The 16,962-nt window shown below is 69.5% G+C and carries 14 protein-coding genes; 11 read left to right on the forward strand and 3 right to left on the reverse strand.

Annotated elements, in window-relative coordinates:
• Nucleotide 1 precedes the first annotated feature (1 nt).
• The 3 genes from SYV04_RS04770 to SYV04_RS04780 form a co-directional block, all read right to left on the reverse strand.
• Complete coding sequence (locus SYV04_RS04770) at nt 2–1,924, reverse strand: potassium transporter Kup (protein ID WP_321544385.1); 1,923 nt, start codon at nt 1,922–1,924, stop codon at nt 2–4.
• A 64-nt stretch (nt 1,925–1,988) separates the two neighbouring features.
• The gene (locus tag SYV04_RS04775) at nt 1,989–3,293 is read right to left on the reverse strand and encodes a porin (protein ID WP_321544386.1); all 1,305 of its coding nucleotides are present in this window, start codon (nt 3,291–3,293) and stop codon (nt 1,989–1,991) included.
• A 169-nt stretch (nt 3,294–3,462) separates the two neighbouring features.
• Complete coding sequence (locus tag SYV04_RS04780) at nt 3,463–4,449, reverse strand: PrsW family intramembrane metalloprotease (protein ID WP_321544387.1); 987 nt, start codon at nt 4,447–4,449, stop codon at nt 3,463–3,465.
• A 290-nt stretch (nt 4,450–4,739) separates the two neighbouring features.
• Between SYV04_RS04780 and SYV04_RS04785 the strand changes: the two genes are divergently transcribed.
• Genes SYV04_RS04785 through SYV04_RS04835 form a run of 11 tightly spaced genes read left to right on the forward strand, consistent with a single transcriptional unit; the run spans nt 4,740 to nt 16,930 of the window.
• Nucleotides 4,740–5,480: a phosphoadenylyl-sulfate reductase gene (locus SYV04_RS04785; protein WP_321544388.1), complete on the forward strand. Its 741-nt coding sequence runs from the start codon at nt 4,740–4,742 to the stop codon at nt 5,478–5,480.
• A 19-nt stretch (nt 5,481–5,499) separates the two neighbouring features.
• A complete protein-coding gene (locus SYV04_RS04790) occupies nt 5,500–6,150 on the forward strand; it encodes a precorrin-2 dehydrogenase/sirohydrochlorin ferrochelatase family protein (RefSeq protein WP_321544389.1) in 651 nt (216 codons plus the stop codon).
• On the forward strand, nt 6,147–6,941 hold the full coding sequence (gene cobA, locus SYV04_RS04795; RefSeq protein ID WP_321544390.1) for a uroporphyrinogen-III C-methyltransferase: 795 nt from the start codon (nt 6,147–6,149) through the stop codon (nt 6,939–6,941). The genes SYV04_RS04790 and cobA overlap by 4 nt, the downstream gene beginning before the upstream one ends.
• On the forward strand, nt 6,934–7,845 hold the full coding sequence (gene cysD, locus SYV04_RS04800; RefSeq protein WP_321544391.1) for a sulfate adenylyltransferase subunit CysD: 912 nt from the start codon (nt 6,934–6,936) through the stop codon (nt 7,843–7,845). Before cobA ends, cysD begins: the two co-directional genes overlap by 8 nt.
• The gene (locus tag SYV04_RS04805; protein WP_321544392.1) at nt 7,845–9,578 is read left to right on the forward strand and encodes a sulfate adenylyltransferase subunit 1; all 1,734 of its coding nucleotides are present in this window, start codon (nt 7,845–7,847) and stop codon (nt 9,576–9,578) included. Before cysD ends, SYV04_RS04805 begins: the two co-directional genes overlap by 1 nt.
• Entirely contained in the window at nt 9,575–11,413 is a 1,839-nt protein-coding gene (locus SYV04_RS04810; RefSeq protein ID WP_321544393.1) for an assimilatory sulfite reductase (NADPH) flavoprotein subunit, read from the forward strand. Before SYV04_RS04805 ends, SYV04_RS04810 begins: the two co-directional genes overlap by 4 nt.
• Nucleotides 11,414–11,427: 14 nt before the next feature.
• Nucleotides 11,428–13,116, forward strand: a complete 1,689-nt coding sequence (cysI, locus tag SYV04_RS04815; protein ID WP_321544394.1) for an assimilatory sulfite reductase (NADPH) hemoprotein subunit — start codon at nt 11,428–11,430, stop codon at nt 13,114–13,116.
• Between the two features lie 3 nt (nt 13,117–13,119).
• Nucleotides 13,120–14,154 carry a sulfate ABC transporter substrate-binding protein gene (locus SYV04_RS04820; protein ID WP_321544395.1) on the forward strand — a complete coding sequence of 345 codons (1,035 nt, stop codon included), beginning with the start codon at nt 13,120–13,122 and terminating at the stop codon, nt 14,152–14,154.
• A 14-nt stretch (nt 14,155–14,168) separates the two neighbouring features.
• Nucleotides 14,169–15,008, forward strand: coding sequence for a sulfate ABC transporter permease subunit CysT (gene cysT / locus SYV04_RS04825; RefSeq protein ID WP_321544396.1), 840 nt, complete (start codon nt 14,169–14,171; stop codon nt 15,006–15,008).
• A gap of 9 nt (nt 15,009–15,017) precedes the next feature.
• Nucleotides 15,018–15,866 (forward strand): sulfate ABC transporter permease subunit CysW, encoded by an 849-nt coding sequence (cysW, locus tag SYV04_RS04830; protein ID WP_321544397.1) that lies wholly within the window; start codon nt 15,018–15,020, stop codon nt 15,864–15,866.
• Nucleotides 15,863–16,930, forward strand: a complete 1,068-nt coding sequence (locus tag SYV04_RS04835) for a sulfate/molybdate ABC transporter ATP-binding protein (protein ID WP_321544398.1) — start codon at nt 15,863–15,865, stop codon at nt 16,928–16,930. Before cysW ends, SYV04_RS04835 begins: the two co-directional genes overlap by 4 nt.
• The last annotated feature ends 32 nt before the right edge of the window (nt 16,931–16,962 follow it).

Consider the following 16,962-nt stretch of genomic DNA (forward strand, 5'->3'; position numbering starts at 1 on the left):
GCTACAGCTCCACCTGCGCGCCCAGTTCCACCACGCGGTTGGGCGGAATCCGGAAGAACGCCGTGGCGCTGCGCGCGTTGCGGCTCATCCACGAGAACAGCGCCTCGCGCCACATCGCCATCCCCGGCTTCTTCGACGGAATCAACGTCTCCCGCCCCAGGAAGAACGAGGTACGCATCAGCTGGAACTGCAACCCCCTCTCCCGGCATCGCTGGAGGATGTTCGGGACGCTGGGGTTGTCCATGAAGCCGTAGCGGGCAATCACCCGTACGAAGCCCTGCTCCAGCGTCTCCACCTCCAACTGCTCCTCCGGTGGCACGTGCGGCACGTCCTCCGAGAGAATCGTCAGCAGCACCACCTGCTCGTGCAGCACCTTGTTGTGCTTGAGGTTGTGCAGCAGCGCGGGCGGTGTCCCCAACGGACTGCCCGTCATGAACACCGCCGTGCCCGGCACTCGCATCGGTGCGTGGACACCGTCGAGGCTCTTCAGCAGGTCCCCCAGGTCCATGCTGCCGACGCGCATCTTGCCCCCGAGGATCTCCCTCCCGCGCTTCCACGTCGTCAGCAGCGTGAAGATGACCACCGCCAGCAGCAGCGGGAACCACCCCCCGTGGACGATCTTCACCGCGTTGGAGCCGAAGAAGGCCAGATCCACCGCCAGGAACACCCCCGCCACGGGCAGGGCCACCGCCCGGCTCGCCCCCCAGCGCTCGCGCGCCACCACATACGCCAGCACCGTGGTGATGGCCATGGTGGCGGTCACCGCGATGCCGTACGCCGCGGCCAGCGCGGTGGAGCTGCGGAAGCCCAGCACCACGATGAAGACACCGATCAACAACATCCGGTTGAGGGTCGGCAGGTAGATCTGCCCCATCTCCTCCGCCGAGGTATGCACCACCTCCATGCGCGGGCAGTAGCCCAGCTGCATGGCCTGGCGGGTGAGCGAGAAGGCCCCCGAGATGAGCGCCTGCGAGGCGATCACCGTGGCCACCGTGGCCAGCACCACCAGCGGGTAGAGCGCCCAGCTCGGGGCCAACAGATAGAAGGGATTATGCGCGGCCTCCGGCGCACGCAGCAGCAGCGCTCCCTGGCCCAGGTAGTTGAGCATCAGCCCCGGCAGCACCATGCAGAACCACGCCCAGCGGATGGGACGGCGCCCGAAGTGGCCCATGTCCGCGTAGAGCGCCTCGCCCCCCGTCACCACCAGGAAGACGGCCCCCAGCACCAGGAAGCCCTGCTTCCCATTCTCCAGAAAGAAGCGCACGCCCTGCACCGGCGACAGCGCGCCCAGCACGGCCGGGTTGTGTACCAGTTCCTTCCCCCCCAGCACCGCCAGGGTGACGAACCACAGGCACATGACGGGTCCAAACACGGTGCCGATGCCGCCCGTGCCATGCCGCTGCACCAAGAAGAGCGCCAGCAGGATGACCAGCGTGATGGGAACGATGTAGGGCTTGAAGATGGGCGTGGCCACGCTCAGGCCCTCAACGGCGCTCAGCACCGAGACGGCTGGCGTGATGATGCCATCCCCGTACAGGAGCGCCGCGCCGAACAGCCCCAACATCACCAGCAGCGGTCGTCCCGGACGCGACGCCTGGCTGCCCTTGGGCCGCTGCATCACCAACGCCAACAGCGCCAGGATGCCCCCCTCTCCCCGGTTGTCCGCCCGCAGGACGAAGAGCAGGTACTTCACCGAGATGATGATGAACAGCGCCCAGAAGATGAGCGACAGCACGCCCATGACGTTGGCGGGCGTCGGGGTAATGCCATGCGGCCCGCTGAAGCACTCCCGCAGCGAGTACAGCGGGCTGGTGCCGATGTCCCCATAGACGACACCCAGGGCCCCTAGGGCCAGCGCCGCTGTGCGGCGGGAGATGTCGGGCTCCACCGGAGGCGCACCCGGTGCCGGCAGGGTCGTGCTCACGGCTCCCGCTTAGGCGGAACCCGTGGCCGGGTGCAACGGAGCCCCAGCGAAGTGCTCAGAAGTGTCAGAAGCTGGCGTCGAGCTGCACACGGGCCAACTGACGCGAGCCGTCCACGGAGCCGAAGATGTGGAAGTAGTCGGCCTGCACCTTGAAGGCGTGGCCATTCAGGTAGACGTTGAACCCGGCTCCGAGCTGCTTGCCCTGGGTCTGCACGAGCTGCACCAGCTGCGGGTCCGTCGCTCCCCGCGCGAAGAGCTTGTCCCAGCGCGCCGTCACCTCGACCTGCGAGTTCACCATCATGCCCGCCTGCACGAAGTAGCCATGCCCCGAGCGGGTCTGCTCGCGGGTGAGGGTGCCGTTGATGACGCGCTCCAGGACATCCTCCCGCGCATCCCTCCACAGGCCCTCGGCGAGCAGCGAGAAGCCCCGGTATTTGACGACCAGGTCCGCGGCGAGATGCGTGTACGTGGCCGTCCCGGCGGTGAAGGCCGTGCCGTGCGTGCTGTTGCGGCGCGAGGTCTGGAAGTTGTAGGCGCCCGCCACACCCAGGGCCAACCGGGGCTTCGCCGAGCGCGTCAGGTCCGCCTCCTGGTCATCATCGAAGGCGCCGAACGGACGCACGGTGAGCCGCAGGGTGGAGAGCACTCCGGGGGCATACGCCGTGAAGCGGTTGCGCCCGTCGCCTCCGCCCAGGAAGAACTGGTAGCCGAGCAGCTCCTTCAAGCCGAAGAGGTTGTTGGACGAGAGCATCACGCCCACGTCGCGGTCCAGGTTCAGCTCGCGCACGGCGATCTGCCGATCGACCATCTGCAGCGCGAACTCGCGGATGGTGCGCGCGCGATCGAAGGGCACGAAGAACTGCCCGACGCGGATGTTCAGGTCCCGGAAGCGGGTGTAGTCCACATACGCGTCGAAGATCGGCGAGCTGCTGCCCGTGTCGAAGTCATTGCCGCCGAAGGCGAGCTGCACGGTGTAGCGGAGGTCCGGCGACAGCACGTTGCCGGAGAGGATGAGGCGGACCGTCCGGATCTGGATCTCGTTGGTGTTGCTCTCCTCGAAGTGCTGGAACGTGTCCCGGAACTGGAGCCGCGCCCGGACTCCGAACGAGTAGCGATTGTCGGGCGTCTTCACCACGATGCCGCGCCCGGGCTCGACGGTGATGATGGGCTGAGGGTTGGCGGGGGCCTCCGCTGGCGGAGGTGCTGGAGGAGGAGGAGGCGGCGGTGCCGGCTCGGGGGCCGGCGCGGCGCCAGGCTCGCTCGCGGGGGCAGGCACCTCCTGGCTCCAGGCGGAGGTTCCGATTCCAAGCCACAGCACGAGAAAGAGAGGGACGGCGCCAAAGAGGCGCAGGGAGACGTTCGAAGACATAGAGGCTTTCGAGGGGTTACCGCGGGTGTGCAACATGGACTTCGAGCCGCTCCGACACGGAGTTCGTGTCCAGGCGGCGAGTCACTGCTGACAAGGTGTGAGGCAACAACAGCGTCCGGCTTTCACCATGTGCGCCTCCAATATAACGGATGCCGCTCCTGAACAAGCCTCAGCCATCCGTTATGACGGATGAAGCCACCTCGAAGGGACCGCGCAGTCCCGAGCGGAAGAGCCACAGGAAGAATCCCGTGGGGACGAGCGAGACGATCACCAGCCCCGCCTTCTCGCCCTGGCTCAGGGGAGTTCCCGAGGTGTCGAGGAAGAGCGCGGCGGCCACGGCCAGCCACCAGAGGCCACAGGCCGACAGGCCCAGGCCTCCCATGCCCAGCTTGCACCAGGAGCCGAAGGTCCGCAGGGGCCGGCTTCGGCGCGGGGCGTCCACCGTCATCGCCACGGGTACGCTCCCGGCCACCGCCACCGGCTGGAGCGCCACCTGCTCGACCTGGAGCGCTTTGTAGAGCTGCCGTCCCCAGTGGATCTCCAGGAACAGCACCGCGAAGGCCAGGAAGGCATAGCTGGAGTGGGTGAAGAGGAAGGCGTCGTAGGCGCCGTGCAGCAGGATGGCCGAGCCCAGCCCGGTCAGCAGCAGCGGCAGGCGCTGCTCCGGCGGGGCGAAGCGCGCACGGCCCACGAAGGCGCCCATCACCACGCCCGTGAAGGCATGGCCCGGCACGGCGCTGATCGCGCGCACCACGGCGGTGCCCAGGCCGTACTTGTTCACATAGAGGATGTTCTCCAGCGTGGCGAAGCCGAGCGAGGCCGTGGCGCCGTAGACGACGCCATCCAGCGGCTCATCGAAGTGGTGCTTGCGCCACACGTACCCGCGCAGCACCAGGTACTTGAAGAGCTCCTCGGGGATGGCGGCGCCGAGAAAGGCCTGCACCAGGGCCGCGCCCCACATGCCCACCGCCAGCCCCTGCCCCATCGACTCCAGGCCGATCGCCAAGGGGATGACCGGAGCGCAGATGAGCGCGCCCAGCAGGAATGTCTTCAGCAACATTCCATGGGGCTCGGGGTTCTTGTCCCGCGCGCGGATGTACCAAAACAGCAGCAGCGACGGGACGACCGCCGAGCCCCCCAGGAGAAACACTTCCATGGGTACACGCTAACAGCCCCTCACCTCTCAACGCCTCCTCCCCTGGCCCCCGGCCCTTCTGCCGCTCCAACGGGCTGGACCGTGCTGTCGTTGACGGACAGATACCCGTCCGTTATAACGGACGACGTCAATGCTGCTCCTCTCTCCGACCACCGCCGCCGTCTCGCACCGCTGCGGTGACCGGGGGAGCAGCCCGCTCCGCTCCGAGGCGTAGCGCCGACGAATCTTCCCGCACGGTCCGTCCTCTCTCCCTCGAGGGGAGCGGCCTCGCTTTGCCTTTGGAGTCCCGGATGTCCCTGGCGCGCCCCATCCCTGAAACCCCGTCCCAGGTGGAGTTCCTGGCCGCTACGGAGTCGCTGAAGAACGCCTCCGCCGAGCAGATCCTCGCCTGGGCCGAGCAGCGATTCGGAGCGCAGGCGGCCATCGCCTCGAGCTTCGGCGCCGAGGACGTGGTCCTCATCGATCTGGCGAGCAAGCACGCGCCCAGCCTGCGCCTGTTCACGCTCGATACCGGCCGACTGCCCTCGGAGACGTATGAGCTCATCGAGGTGCTCCGCAACCGCTACGGGCTCACCGTGGAGACGTTCTTCCCGGAGCGCGAGCGCGTGGAGGCGCTCGAGTCGAGCAAGGGCTACTTCTCCTTTCGCAAGAGCATCGAGGCGCGCAAGGAGTGTTGCGGCATCCGCAAGGTGGAGCCGCTCAACCGCGCGTTGGCCGGCCGCCAGGCGTGGGTGACGGGGCTGCGCCGGGAACAGTCCGTCACGCGCACCTCGGTGGCCGCCGTGGAGTTCGATGCGGACCACGGCGGTCTGCTCAAGCTCAACCCCCTGGTCTCCTGGAGCTCCAAGGACGTGTGGGCGTACATCCAGGAGAACAGCCTGCCGTACAACACGCTCCACGATCGCGGCTACCCGTCCATCGGCTGCGCGCCCTGCACACGCGCGGTGAAGCCCTACGAGGACGAGCGCGCTGGCCGCTGGTGGTGGGAGTCCGCCGAGAACCGTGAGTGCGGCCTGCACGTCCGGGGCTGAGCCACGAGCGCACCGAGTCATGTCTTCCGCCGTTACCGCCATCGACTACCCCGTCTGCTTGCGCCTGCAGGGCAAGCGCGTGCTGCTCATCGGGGCTGGGAGCATCGCCGAGGGCCGGGCGCTCCAGCTCCTCGAGGCCGGCGTGCGGCTGCGGGTGATCGCCCCCGCCGCCACCGACACGCTCCGGCACCTGGCCACCGAGGGGCGCCTGGAGCTGGTGGAGCGCGCCTATGTCCCCGGTGACGTCGCCGGACATGCCGTGGTCTTCGTGGCCACGGATGATCGGCGCGTGAGCCTGGCGGTGGCGGAGGAGACCCGGGCGCTGGGCATCTGGCTGAACGCCGCGGATGAGCCGGACCTGTGCGACTTCACCCTGCCCTCGGTGGGACGGCGTGGCCCCATCACCGTGGCGGTCTCCACGGCGGGCCTGGCACCGGCCCTGGCGCGCACCCTGCGCCGGCAGCTCGTGGAGCAGGTGTCGCGCCACCACGTGCGGCTCGCGCGCTTGAGCGGATGGCTGCGCGAGCGGCTGCCCCGGACTCCCGGTCGGAGCCGGGTGCTGCGCCTGCTGGTGGAAGACGAGTTTGGCGGACGGCTGGCCCGAGGCCAGCGCCGGGATGCGTGGGCCCGGCTCCGCACGGAGATCGAGACGTTGGGAGAGACGCGATGAGCAGACGCGGTAGAGGTTGTGTGTACCTGGTGGGCGCGGGTCCAGGAGACCCGGGGCTGCTGACGCTGCGGGCGGCCCAGCTGCTCGCGCGCGCGGACACGGTGGTGCATGACCGCCTCGTCCACCCCGGGGTGCTGGAGCACGCGCGCCCCCACGCCCGCATCCTCTATGTGGGCAAGGAGGGCGGCGGAGAGTCGGTCCGGCAGGAGGACATCCACACCCTGCTCATCACCCAGGCCCGGCTGGGCCGCACCGTGGTGCGCCTCAAGGGCGGGGACCCCTTCGTCTTCGGTCGCGGCGGCGAGGAGGCCCTCGCGCTGGAGGCGGCGGACATTCCCTACGAGGTGGTGCCGGGCGTCTCCAGCGTGGCGGCGGTGCCGGCGGCGGCGGCCATCCCCATCACCCACCGGGGCCTCGCGGGCTCGGTGACGTTCGCCACCGCGCACCGCGCCGAGGGCGCTCCGAACTGGGTACACCTGGCCGGCGCGGAGACCCTGGTGCTCTTCATGGCGGGCGGCAGGTTGGAGGAGACGACGCGCGCGCTGCTCTCCGCAGGGCGCTCGCCCACCACGCCCGCCGCCGTCGTGGAGGCTGGCACCTGGGAACACCAGCGCGTGCTTGAAGGCACGCTCACCGACATCGCCACGCGGGCCCAGGAGGCCGAGGTGGCCTCGCCCGCGCTGCTCGTGGTGGGCGAGGTCGTCTCCCTGCGCTCGCAGCTGCGCTCGCTGGCCGCCCGCCCCGTGGCGGAGCCGGCATTGCCCCTGACCGCGGAGGCGGCTCATGAGTAACTCCCCGAAGCTCTCCCACCTGGCGGTGCTCGAGGCGGAGAGCATCCAGATCCTCCGCGAGACAGTGGCGGAGTTCGCCAACCCGGTGATGCTCTACAGCATCGGCAAGGACTCGCAGGTGCTGCTGCACCTGGCGCGCAAGGCCTTCCACCCGGCGCCCCTGCCCTTCCCGCTGCTGCACGTGGACACCACGTGGAAGTTCCGGGACATGTACGCCTTCCGCGACCGGTTCGTCGCCCAGCATGGCTTCCGGCTCCTGGTTCACCAGAACCGCCGGGCACTCGCCGAGGGCATGAACCCGTTCGACCACACCAGCCAGAAGTACACCCACGCCATGAAGACGCAGGCGCTGCTGGAGGCGCTGGCGGAGCATGGCTTCGACGCGGCCTTCGGCGGCGCGCGGCGCGACGAGGAGAAGTCCCGCGCCAAGGAGCGGGTGTTCTCCTTCCGAGACAGACACGGGCAGTGGGAGCCGCGCCGGCAGCGGCCCGAGCTGTGGAACCTCTACAACGGCCGCGTGGACAAGGGCGAGAGCATGCGCGTCTTCCCGCTCTCCAACTGGACCGAGCTGGACGTGTGGCACTACGTCCTCCGGGAGCGCATCCCGGTCGTCCCGCTGTACTTCGCCGCCGAGCGCCCCGTCATCGATCGCAACGGCACGTGGCTGATGGTGGATGACGAGCGCATGCGGCTGCGGCCGGGGGAGCGCCCGGTGATGAAGCGGGTGCGGTTCCGCACGCTGGGGTGCTACCCGCTGAGCGGCGCCATCGAGTCGTCCGCCACCACGGTCGAAGCGGTCATCGACGAGATGGTGAATGCCCGCCAGTCCGAGCGGCAGGGCCGGCTCATCGACCACGACGAAGAGGGCTCGATGGAGTCCAAGAAGCGCGAGGGCTACTTCTGATGGAAACCGCACTGCAACCCGCGAACGACATCCAGCGTTTCCTCAGCGAGCACGCGGACAAGGAATTGCTGCGACTGGTGGTGGTGGGCTCGGTGGACGACGGCAAGTCCACGCTGCTGGGCCGGCTGCTCTACGAGTGCGACAGCCTGTTCGAGGATCAGATCTCCGCGGTCCGGCGCGCCACCGCCAAACGCGCGGCGGCGGCCCGCGAGGGCGTACCCACGGAGGCGCTGGCCCAGGGGCTCAAGGCCGCGGCGGGCGCCGAGGTGGAGGAGATCGACTTCTCGCTCTTCACCGACGGCCTGAAGGCCGAGCGTGAGCAGGGCATCACCATCGACGTGGCGTACCGCTACTTCTCCACGCCGCGCCGCAAGGTCATTGCCGCCGACACGCCGGGACACATCCAGTACACGCGCAACATGGCCACCGGCGCCTCCACGGCGGACGCGGCGGTCATCCTCGTGGACGCGCGCCTGGGCGTGCTGCCGCAGACGCGGCGCCACGCGTACATCGCCTCGCTGCTGGGCATCCCCTACCTGGCGGTGGCGGTGAACAAGATGGACATCGTGGACTTCGATCGCGAGGTCTTCGAGCGCATCGGCGCCGAGTTCACCACGTTCACGAAGGAGCTCGGCTTCACCCAGGTCCGGCTCTTCCCCGTGAGCGCCCGCGCGGGCGACAACATCACCCGCCCGAGCACGCGCACGCCCTGGAACGAGAACGGCACGCTCCTGTCGTGGCTGGAGTCCCTGCCCCACCAGCGCCGGCTGGACGAGGCGCCCTTCCGCTTCCCCGTGCAGTACGTGCTCCGCCCGCACCTGGACTACCGGGGGTTCGCGGGACAGATCGCCTCGGGCACCGTGAAGCTGGGAGACGAGGTGGTGGTGCTGCCCTCCCTGCGCCGGAGCCGGGTGGCGGCCATCGACACCTTCTCGGGCTCGCACGCGGAGGAGAGCGCGCCCTCCTCCATCACCCTGCTGCTGGCCGACGAGGTCGACATCAGCCGGGGTGACGTGATTGCCCACCCCGAGCACCTGCCGCAGGTGCTGCACCGGCTGGAGGCGATGCTGGTGTGGTTCGGCGAGCAGCCCCTGGACCACACGCGCCGCTACCTGGTGAAGCACTCCACGCGCACGGTGCCGGCCCACGTCGAGCAGATCCTCTGGCGCAAGGACCTGGAGAACCTGACCGAGGTTTCCGCGGAGGCCCTGGGCCTCAATGACATCGGCAAGGTGCGCCTGGTGTGCAAGCGGCCCCTGGTCTGCGACCCGTACCAGGCCAACCGGAACACCGGCGCCTTCATCGTCATCGACGCGCTCACCAACGACACGGTGGCGGCGGGGATGATCCTCGGGCCGGCGGGCTCGGAGGCGGAGCAGGCCTCGGCGGGCTCCCTCGTCACGACGAAGGAGCGGCGCGAGCGGCTCGGCCAGACCGGCGGCGTCATCGTCCTGCCGGACGCTCCGAATGCCGAGCAGCAGGCGTTCGCCCTGGAGCGCCGCCTGTTCGACCTGGGCCGGCACGTGTCGGTCGTCCGGGGTGACACCGACGTGGCGCTGGCGCTGGCGGAGGCGGGACTGCTGGCCATCGTCCACGCGCCCTCGCTCCAGGCCCGGCGGGCCCTTCACGCGCAGCTTCGCGACGGAGACCTCAGCTGGGTCGAGCTCGACGCCTCCGCGAACCTGGAGGGCTGGCTCGGTCAGATCGCGGCGGCGCAGGAGAAGACGTCATGACGTCCCTGCCTGCCTCGAACACGGCGCCGTCGCCACAGACCTCGCCCTTCGTGAAGGCCCTGCTGGGCGAGGAGCGCAGCGCCCTGCTGTCCCGCCTGGTGGAGGGCCTCGACTCGACCACCTTGCACTGGCTGAGCGGCTACCTCGCGGGCGTCGCCGCCCAGGCGCCGCTCCAGGCCTCCGCGCCCACTCCGGTGCCTCAGGCGGTGCCGGATGCGCGGCTCACCATCGTCTACGGCACCCAGACGGGGAACAGCCGGCTGCTGGCCGAGCGTCTCAAGCGCCATGCGGAGTCCTCGGGGCTCACGGTGCGCACCCTGCGCGCCGGGGAGTACCCGGTGAAGGAGCTGCGCGAGGAGCGCCTGCTCTACGTGGTCATCAGCACCCAGGGCGACGGGGATCCGCCGGATGACGCGCGCGGCTTCTGCGAGTTCATCCTGGGCAAGCGCGCTCCCAAGCTCGAGCAGCTGCGCTTCGCGGTGCTGGGGCTGGGTGACTCGAGCTATCCCAAGTACTGCGAGGTCTCCCGCGTGCTCGATGCGCGCCTCGCGGAGCTCGGCGCCACGCGGCTGCTCGACCGGGCGGACTGCGACGTGGACTTCGAGCCGGTGGCGAAGGGCTGGATCGACCAGGCGGTGAACCACGCGACCGAGACGCTCAAGGCCCGCGCCACGACCAACGTGGTGACGCTGCCTCGGAGCGCCCCTCCCGCTCCGACCTTCAGCCGCGAGGCGCCCTACGCGGCCGAGCTGCTCGCCAACCAGCGCATCACCGGACGTGGGGCGCTCAAGGACGTGCGCCACATCGAGGTGTCCCTGGGGGACTCCGGCCTGAGCTACGAGCCGGGAGACTCCCTGGGCGTGTGGCCCCACAACCCGCCTGAGCTGGTCGCCGAGTTCCTGGCCGAGCTGAAGCTCCAGGGCGAGGCCGAGGTCTCCCGAGATGGGCGCACCCTGCCGCTGCGCCTGTGGCTCTCGGAGGAGCTGGAGCTGACCAAGCTCAGCCGCCCGTTCCTGGAGCGCCACGCGGCGCTGGCTCGCAGCACGGAACTCCAGCGCCTGCTCACGCCAGAGGGCTCCGAGGCGTTCCGTGCGCTGCTCAAGAGCCACCAGGTCATCGATCTGCTGCGCCAGTGGTCGGCGCCGTGGAGCGCGGAGGAACTGGTGCGCGCGCTGCGCCGCCTCACGCCGCGCATGTACTCGCTGGCCTCCAGCCAGAAGCGCGTGGGCGCCGAGGCACACCTGACCGTGGCGGTGGTGGACTACCAGGCCTTCGGTACCCGCCACCTGGGCGCTGCCTCGAGCTACTTGTCCACCCGGAACGGGGACACGGACAAGGTGCGCGTCTTCGTCGAGCACAACGAGCGCTTCCGCCTGCCCCGGGAGTCCGAGCGCGACATCCTCATGATCGGCCCTGGTACGGGCGTGGCGCCCTTCCGGGCCTTCGTGCAGGAGCGCGCGGAGTCAGGGGCGAAGGGCCGCAACTGGCTCTTCTTCGGCGAGCAGCACTTCCGCACGCAGTTCCTCTACCAGACGGAGTGGCAGGAGGCCCTCAAGCAGGGAAGCCTGAACCGGCTCTCGCTCGCCTTCTCGCGGGACCAGGAGAAGAAGATCTACGTGCAGGACCGCCTGCGCGAGGCGGGGCGTGACGTGTACGCGTGGCTGGAGGGCGGCGCCTCCCTCTACGTGTGCGGCGAGGCCCAGAAGATGGCGCCGGACGTCCACGCGGCGCTCATCGACATCATCTCCACCCACGGGGGCCGGAGCCGCGAGGACGCGGCGGCCTGGCTCGACACGCTGCGCGAGCAGCAGCGCTACCAGCGCGACATCTACTGAGACGAGCACGCACCATGAGCACGCCCAAGTCCCCCACTCTCACCGAGGTGGAGCGCATCAAGGCGAAGAGCCACCTGCTGCGCGGCACGCTGACCGAGAGCCTCGTGGACCCGGTGACCGGGAGCATCGCCCCTGACGACACGAGCCTCATCAAGTTCCACGGCAGCTACCAGCAGGACGATCGGGATCTGCGCGAGGAGCGCCGGCAGCAGAAGCTCGAGCCGGACTACAGCTTCATGATCCGCACGCGCCTGCCGGGAGGCGTGGCCACTCCCACCCAGTGGCTCGCGCTGGACGCGCTGGCGAGCAAGTACGCCAACGGCACGCTGCGGCTCACCACGCGCCAGGCCTTCCAGCTCCATGGGGTCATCAAGAACCACCTCAAGAGCACCATGGCCGGCATCAACACGGCGCTGCTCGACACGCTGGCGGCGTGCGGTGACGTGAACCGCAACGTGATGTGCAACCCCAACCCAGTGGAGACGCGGGTCCACGAGGAGGTGTACCGCTGGTCGGCGCGCCTGTCCGAGCACCTGCTGCCCAAGACGCGCGCCTACTACGAGGTGTGGTTGGACGGGGAGAAGGTGTCCGGCGGCGAGGAGGAGCCCATCTACGGGCCCACCTACCTGCCTCGGAAGTTCAAGGCCGCCATCGTGGTGCCGCCGATCAATGACGTGGACGTCTTCTCGCAGGACCTGGGCTTCATCGCCATCCTCGAGCAGGGCCAGCTGACGGGCTTCAATGTCACGGTGGGCGGAGGCATGGGCGCCACGCACGGAGACGCCGCCACCTTCCCGCGCCTGGCGGACGTCATCGGCTTCATTGCTCCCGAGCAGCTCCTGGCCGTCGCGGAGAACGTGGTGAAGGTCCAGCGCGACTACGGGGACCGCACCAGCCGCAAGCACGCGCGCCTGAAGTACACCATCGAGGACCGAGGCATCGCCTGGTTCGTCTCAGAGCTGGAGAAGCGGCTGGGCTTCTCACTGCAGCCGGCGCGGCCCTTCCAGTTCGAGCACAACGGGGACCTGTTCGGCTGGCGCCAGGGCCATGACGGCAAGTGGCACCTGACGCTGCGCATCGAGAGCGGCCGCGTGGCGGACCGGCCAGGCGCGACGATGCTGACGGGGCTGAGGGAGATCGCTCGCATCCACCAGGGCGACTTCCGGCTCACGCCCAACCAGAACCTCATCATCGCCGGGGTGACTCCCGAAGCGCGGCCGGCGATCGAGGCCCTCGTGGAGGCTCACGGCCTCGCGGGCTTCCGCACCGCCAGCCCCTTGCGCCTCAACGCGCTGGCCTGCGTGGCGCTGCCCACGTGCGGCCTGGCCATGGCCGATGCCGAGCGCTACCTGCCCCGCGTGGTGGGGCTGCTGGAGGAGCGCCTGAAGGCGCACAGGCTCCAGGACGAGAAGATCTTCCTGCGCATCACCGGCTGCCCGAACGGCTGCGCCCGGCCGTACGTGGCGGAGATCGCCCTCGTGGGCAAGGCGCCTGGCCGCTACAACCTCCACCTGGGCGGAGACGTGCGCGGCCAGCGCCTCAACCGCCTCTACCGCGAGAACATCGACGAGGCCGGCATCCTGGAGGCGCTCGAGCCGCTGTTCGCCTCCTACGCCCGCGAGCGTCGCCCCGGCGAGGGCTTCGGTGACTTCACCGTGCGCGCCGGCCACGTCCCTTCCCCCGCTGCCTCCGCTTCGAGGTAACCCATGTCCCCCCTGCGCTTCACGCTCCTGCTGCTGACAGCAACCCTGCTCCCCCTCCTGGGAGGCTGCTCGAAGCCGGATGGCGCGTCGACCGAGAGCGTCACCCTGCTCAACGTCTCCTATGACCCGACCCGGGAGCTCTACGAGGAGTTCAACGCCGCCTTCGTGAAGCACTGGGAGGCGACGAAGGGCACGAAGCTCACCCTCAAGCAGTCCCACGGCGGCTCCGGCAAGCAGGCGCGCGCCGTCATCGACGGACTGGAGGCGGACATCGTCACGCTGGCGCTGGCCTACGACGTGGACATGCTCCACGACAAGGCAGGCCTCATCCCCAAGGACTGGCAGGCGCGGCTGCCCAACAACAGCTCGCCCTACACCTCCACCATCGTCTTCGTGGTGCGCAAGGGCAACCCCAAGGGCATCCGCGACTGGGAGGACCTCATCAAGCCCGGCATCTCGGTCATCACCCCCAACCCGAAGACCTCGGGCGGCGCACGCTGGAACTACCTGGCGGCCTGGGGCTACGCGCTGCACAAGGCGGGCGGTGACGAGAGCAAGGCCCGCGAGTTCGTCACGAGCCTGTTCCGCAACGTGCCCGTGCTGGACTCGGGCGCCCGGGGCTCCACCACCACCTTCGCCGAGCGCGGCCTGGGCGATGTGCTCATCGCCTGGGAGAACGAGGCGTTCCTGCTGACGGAGGAGGTCGGAAAGGACCGCTTCGAGATCATCGTCCCGTCCGAGAGCATCCTCGCCGAGCCGCCCGTCACCGTGGTGGACAAGAACGTGGACAAGCGGGGTAGCCGCGCCGTGGCCGAGGCCTATCTCCAGTACCTCTACAGCGAGGCGGGCCAGGAGATCGCCGCCAAGCACCACTACCGCCCGCGCTCTCCGGCCGTGGCCGCGAAGTACGCGAGCCGCTTCCCCTCCGTGCGCCTGTTCACCATCGATGAGGTGTTCGGCGGCTGGCGCCTGGCGCAGCGCACGCACTTCGATGACAGCGGCGTGTTCGATCTCATCTACACGCCCAGCGCGAAGTGAGCCGGAGTCCCACCATGGCCAGGCGCGCACAACGCCGCATCCTCCCGGGCTACGGGCTGTCGCTGGGGATGACCTGGCTCTACCTGGGCCTGCTCGTCCTCATCCCGCTCTGTGGGCTGTTCCTCAAGACGTTCACCCTGACGTGGGAGCAGTTCTGGGCCACGGTGGCGGCGCCTCGCGCGCTCGCCGCGTACCGGCTCACCTTCGGCGCCTCCTTCGTGGCGGCGTCGGTCAATGCCGTCTTCGGCCTCCTGGTGGCCTGGGTGCTGGTGCGCTACCGCTTCCCGGGCAAGGGCCTGGTGGACGCCCTGGTGGACCTGCCCTTCGCCCTGCCCACCGCCGTGGCGGGGCTCACGCTGACGAGCCTGTACTCCAGCAATGGCTGGTATGGGCGCTATCTGGAGGCGGCTGGAATCAAGGTGGCCTTCAGCTCCCTGGGCGTGGCCGTCGCGCTCACCTTTATCGGACTGCCCTTCGTGGTGCGCACCGTGCAACCGGTGCTGGAGGACATCGACGCGGACGTGGAGGAGGCCGCCGCCACCCTGGGTGCCACCCCGTGGCAGACGTTCACCCGCGTCATCTTCCCCAGCATCCTGCCCGCGCTGCTGAGCGGGTTCGCCCTGGCGCTCGCGCGGGCCATCGGGGAGTACGGCTCGGTCGTCTTCATCTCCGGCAACATGCCCATGCGCACGGAGATCGCCCCGCTGCTCATCATCACCCGGCTGGAGCAGTACGACTACGCGGGCGCCACCGCCATCGCGATCGTCATGCTCGTCGCCTCGTTCGTGATGCTGCTCGCCATCAACCTGCTCCAGCGCTGGAGCTATCGCCGGCTGGAAACCCGGCCGGGATAGCACGCCGCCATGCACGTCTCCTCGCTCCAGCTCCGCCGACGCAAGCACGCCCACGCCAGCACCCCGCTGGTGCGCTGGCTGCTCATCGGCACCGCCCTGCTCTTCCTGGGCCTGTTCCTCGTCGTGCCGCTGGTGGCCGTCTTCAACCACGCCTTCGCCAAGGGCGTGGGGCCCTACCTCGACGCGCTCCTGGAGCCCGAGGCCTGGGCCGCCATCCGCCTGACGCTGCTCGCCGCCGCCATCGCCGTACCTCTCAACCTCGTCTTCGGCCTCGCGGCGGCCTGGCTCATCGCCCGCTTCCGCTTCCCGGGGCGGAGCCTGCTGCTCACCCTCATCGACCTGCCCTTCAGCGTCTCGCCCGTTATCGCGGGGCTCATCTTCGTGCTGCTCTTCGGACGCCAGGGCTGGCTGGGCCCGTGGCTGGCCGAGCGGGACTTGCAGATCATCTTCGCGGTGCCGGGGATCGTCCTGGCCACGCTCTTCGTCACGTTCCCTTTCGTGGCCCGTGAGGTGCTGCCGGTGATGCAGGCCCAAGGCAGCGACGAGGAGCAGGCGGCTCTCACGCTGGGCGCCAGCGGCCTGCGCACCTTCCTGCAGATCACCCTGCCCAAGGTGAAGTGGGGCGTGCTCTACGGCGTCATCCTCTGCAACGCGCGGGCGATGGGCGAGTTCGGCGCCGTGTCGGTGGTCTCCGGGCACGTGCGCGGCGTCACCACGACGCTGCCGCTGCACGCGGAGATCCTCTACAACGAATACGACTACGTCGGAGCCTTCGCCGTCGCCTCACTGCTGACGGTGCTGGCCCTCATCACCCTGGCCATCAAGAAGTACGTCGAGTGGAGGGCGCAGGAATCATGAGCGTCATCGTCGAGAAGCTGACCAAGCGTTTCACCGCCGGAGGCTCGCCCGCGGTGGCGGACGTTTCCTTCGAGGCCCCCACAGGCGCCATCACCACCCTGCTGGGCCCCTCGGGCGCCGGCAAGTCCACCATCCTGAGGCTCATCGCCGGGCTGGAGACATCCGACACGGGGCGGGTACTCATCGATGGCACCGACTGCACGGAGCTGCCGGTGCAGCAGCGTGGCATCGGCGTGGTGTTCCAGAGCTACGCCCTCTTCCGGCACATGACGGTGCGGGAGAACATCGCCTTCGGCCTGAGCGTGCGCCGGCAGTCTAAGGCCGAGGTGGAGGCGCGCGTCGACGAGATGCTGCGCCTGGTGCAGCTCGAGGAGCTGGGGCAGCGCACCCCGGCGCAACTCTCGGGCGGGCAGCGGCAGCGCGTGGCGTTCGCCCGGGCGCTGGCCATCCGTCCCCGGCTGCTCCTGCTGGACGAGCCCTTCGGCGCGCTGGACACGCGGGTGCGCGTGGAGCTGCGCGAGTGGCTGCACGAGCTCCACACCCTCACGGGGGTGACCACGCTGCTGGTGACGCACGATCAGGAGGAGGCGCTGGAGATCTCCCAGCACGTCGTCATCATGTCCGAAGGGCGCGTCGCCCAGGCGGGCGCACCCGCGGACATCTATGACCGGCCGGCCACGCCGTTCGTCGCCTCGTTCGTGGGCGGCAACAGCATGCTCAAGGGCCAGGTCCGCGAGGGCCGGGCCGAGATGGGCGCGCTCATCGTCGCGGCGCCGCAGAGCGCGCGGGAGGGCCAGGCCGTCCAGGCGTTCGTCCGGCCGCACGACATCAAGCTGGCGAAGAAGCCCGCGGGCAACGGCCTCAACGGCAACGCGGCGGTGCGGGTGGAGCGGCTCAAGTCCGTGGGCGGCTACGTGAAGGTGCTGCTCAAGCTGCCCAACGGGGACACCGTCGCCGTCGAGGTGCCTCGCGGCGAGTTCGAGGAGCTCGGCGTGGTGGAGGGCGACTCGGTCCACGCCGACGTGCGCTCGGCCCGCGTCTTCGTGGGGGACTTCTCCATCTAGGCGCCCCTAGCCCTCCGCGTCATCGTCCGTCT

This window comes from Hyalangium ruber, assembly GCF_034259325.1.
Taxonomy (GTDB): Bacteria; Myxococcota; Myxococcia; order Myxococcales; family Myxococcaceae; genus Hyalangium_A; species Hyalangium_A rubrum.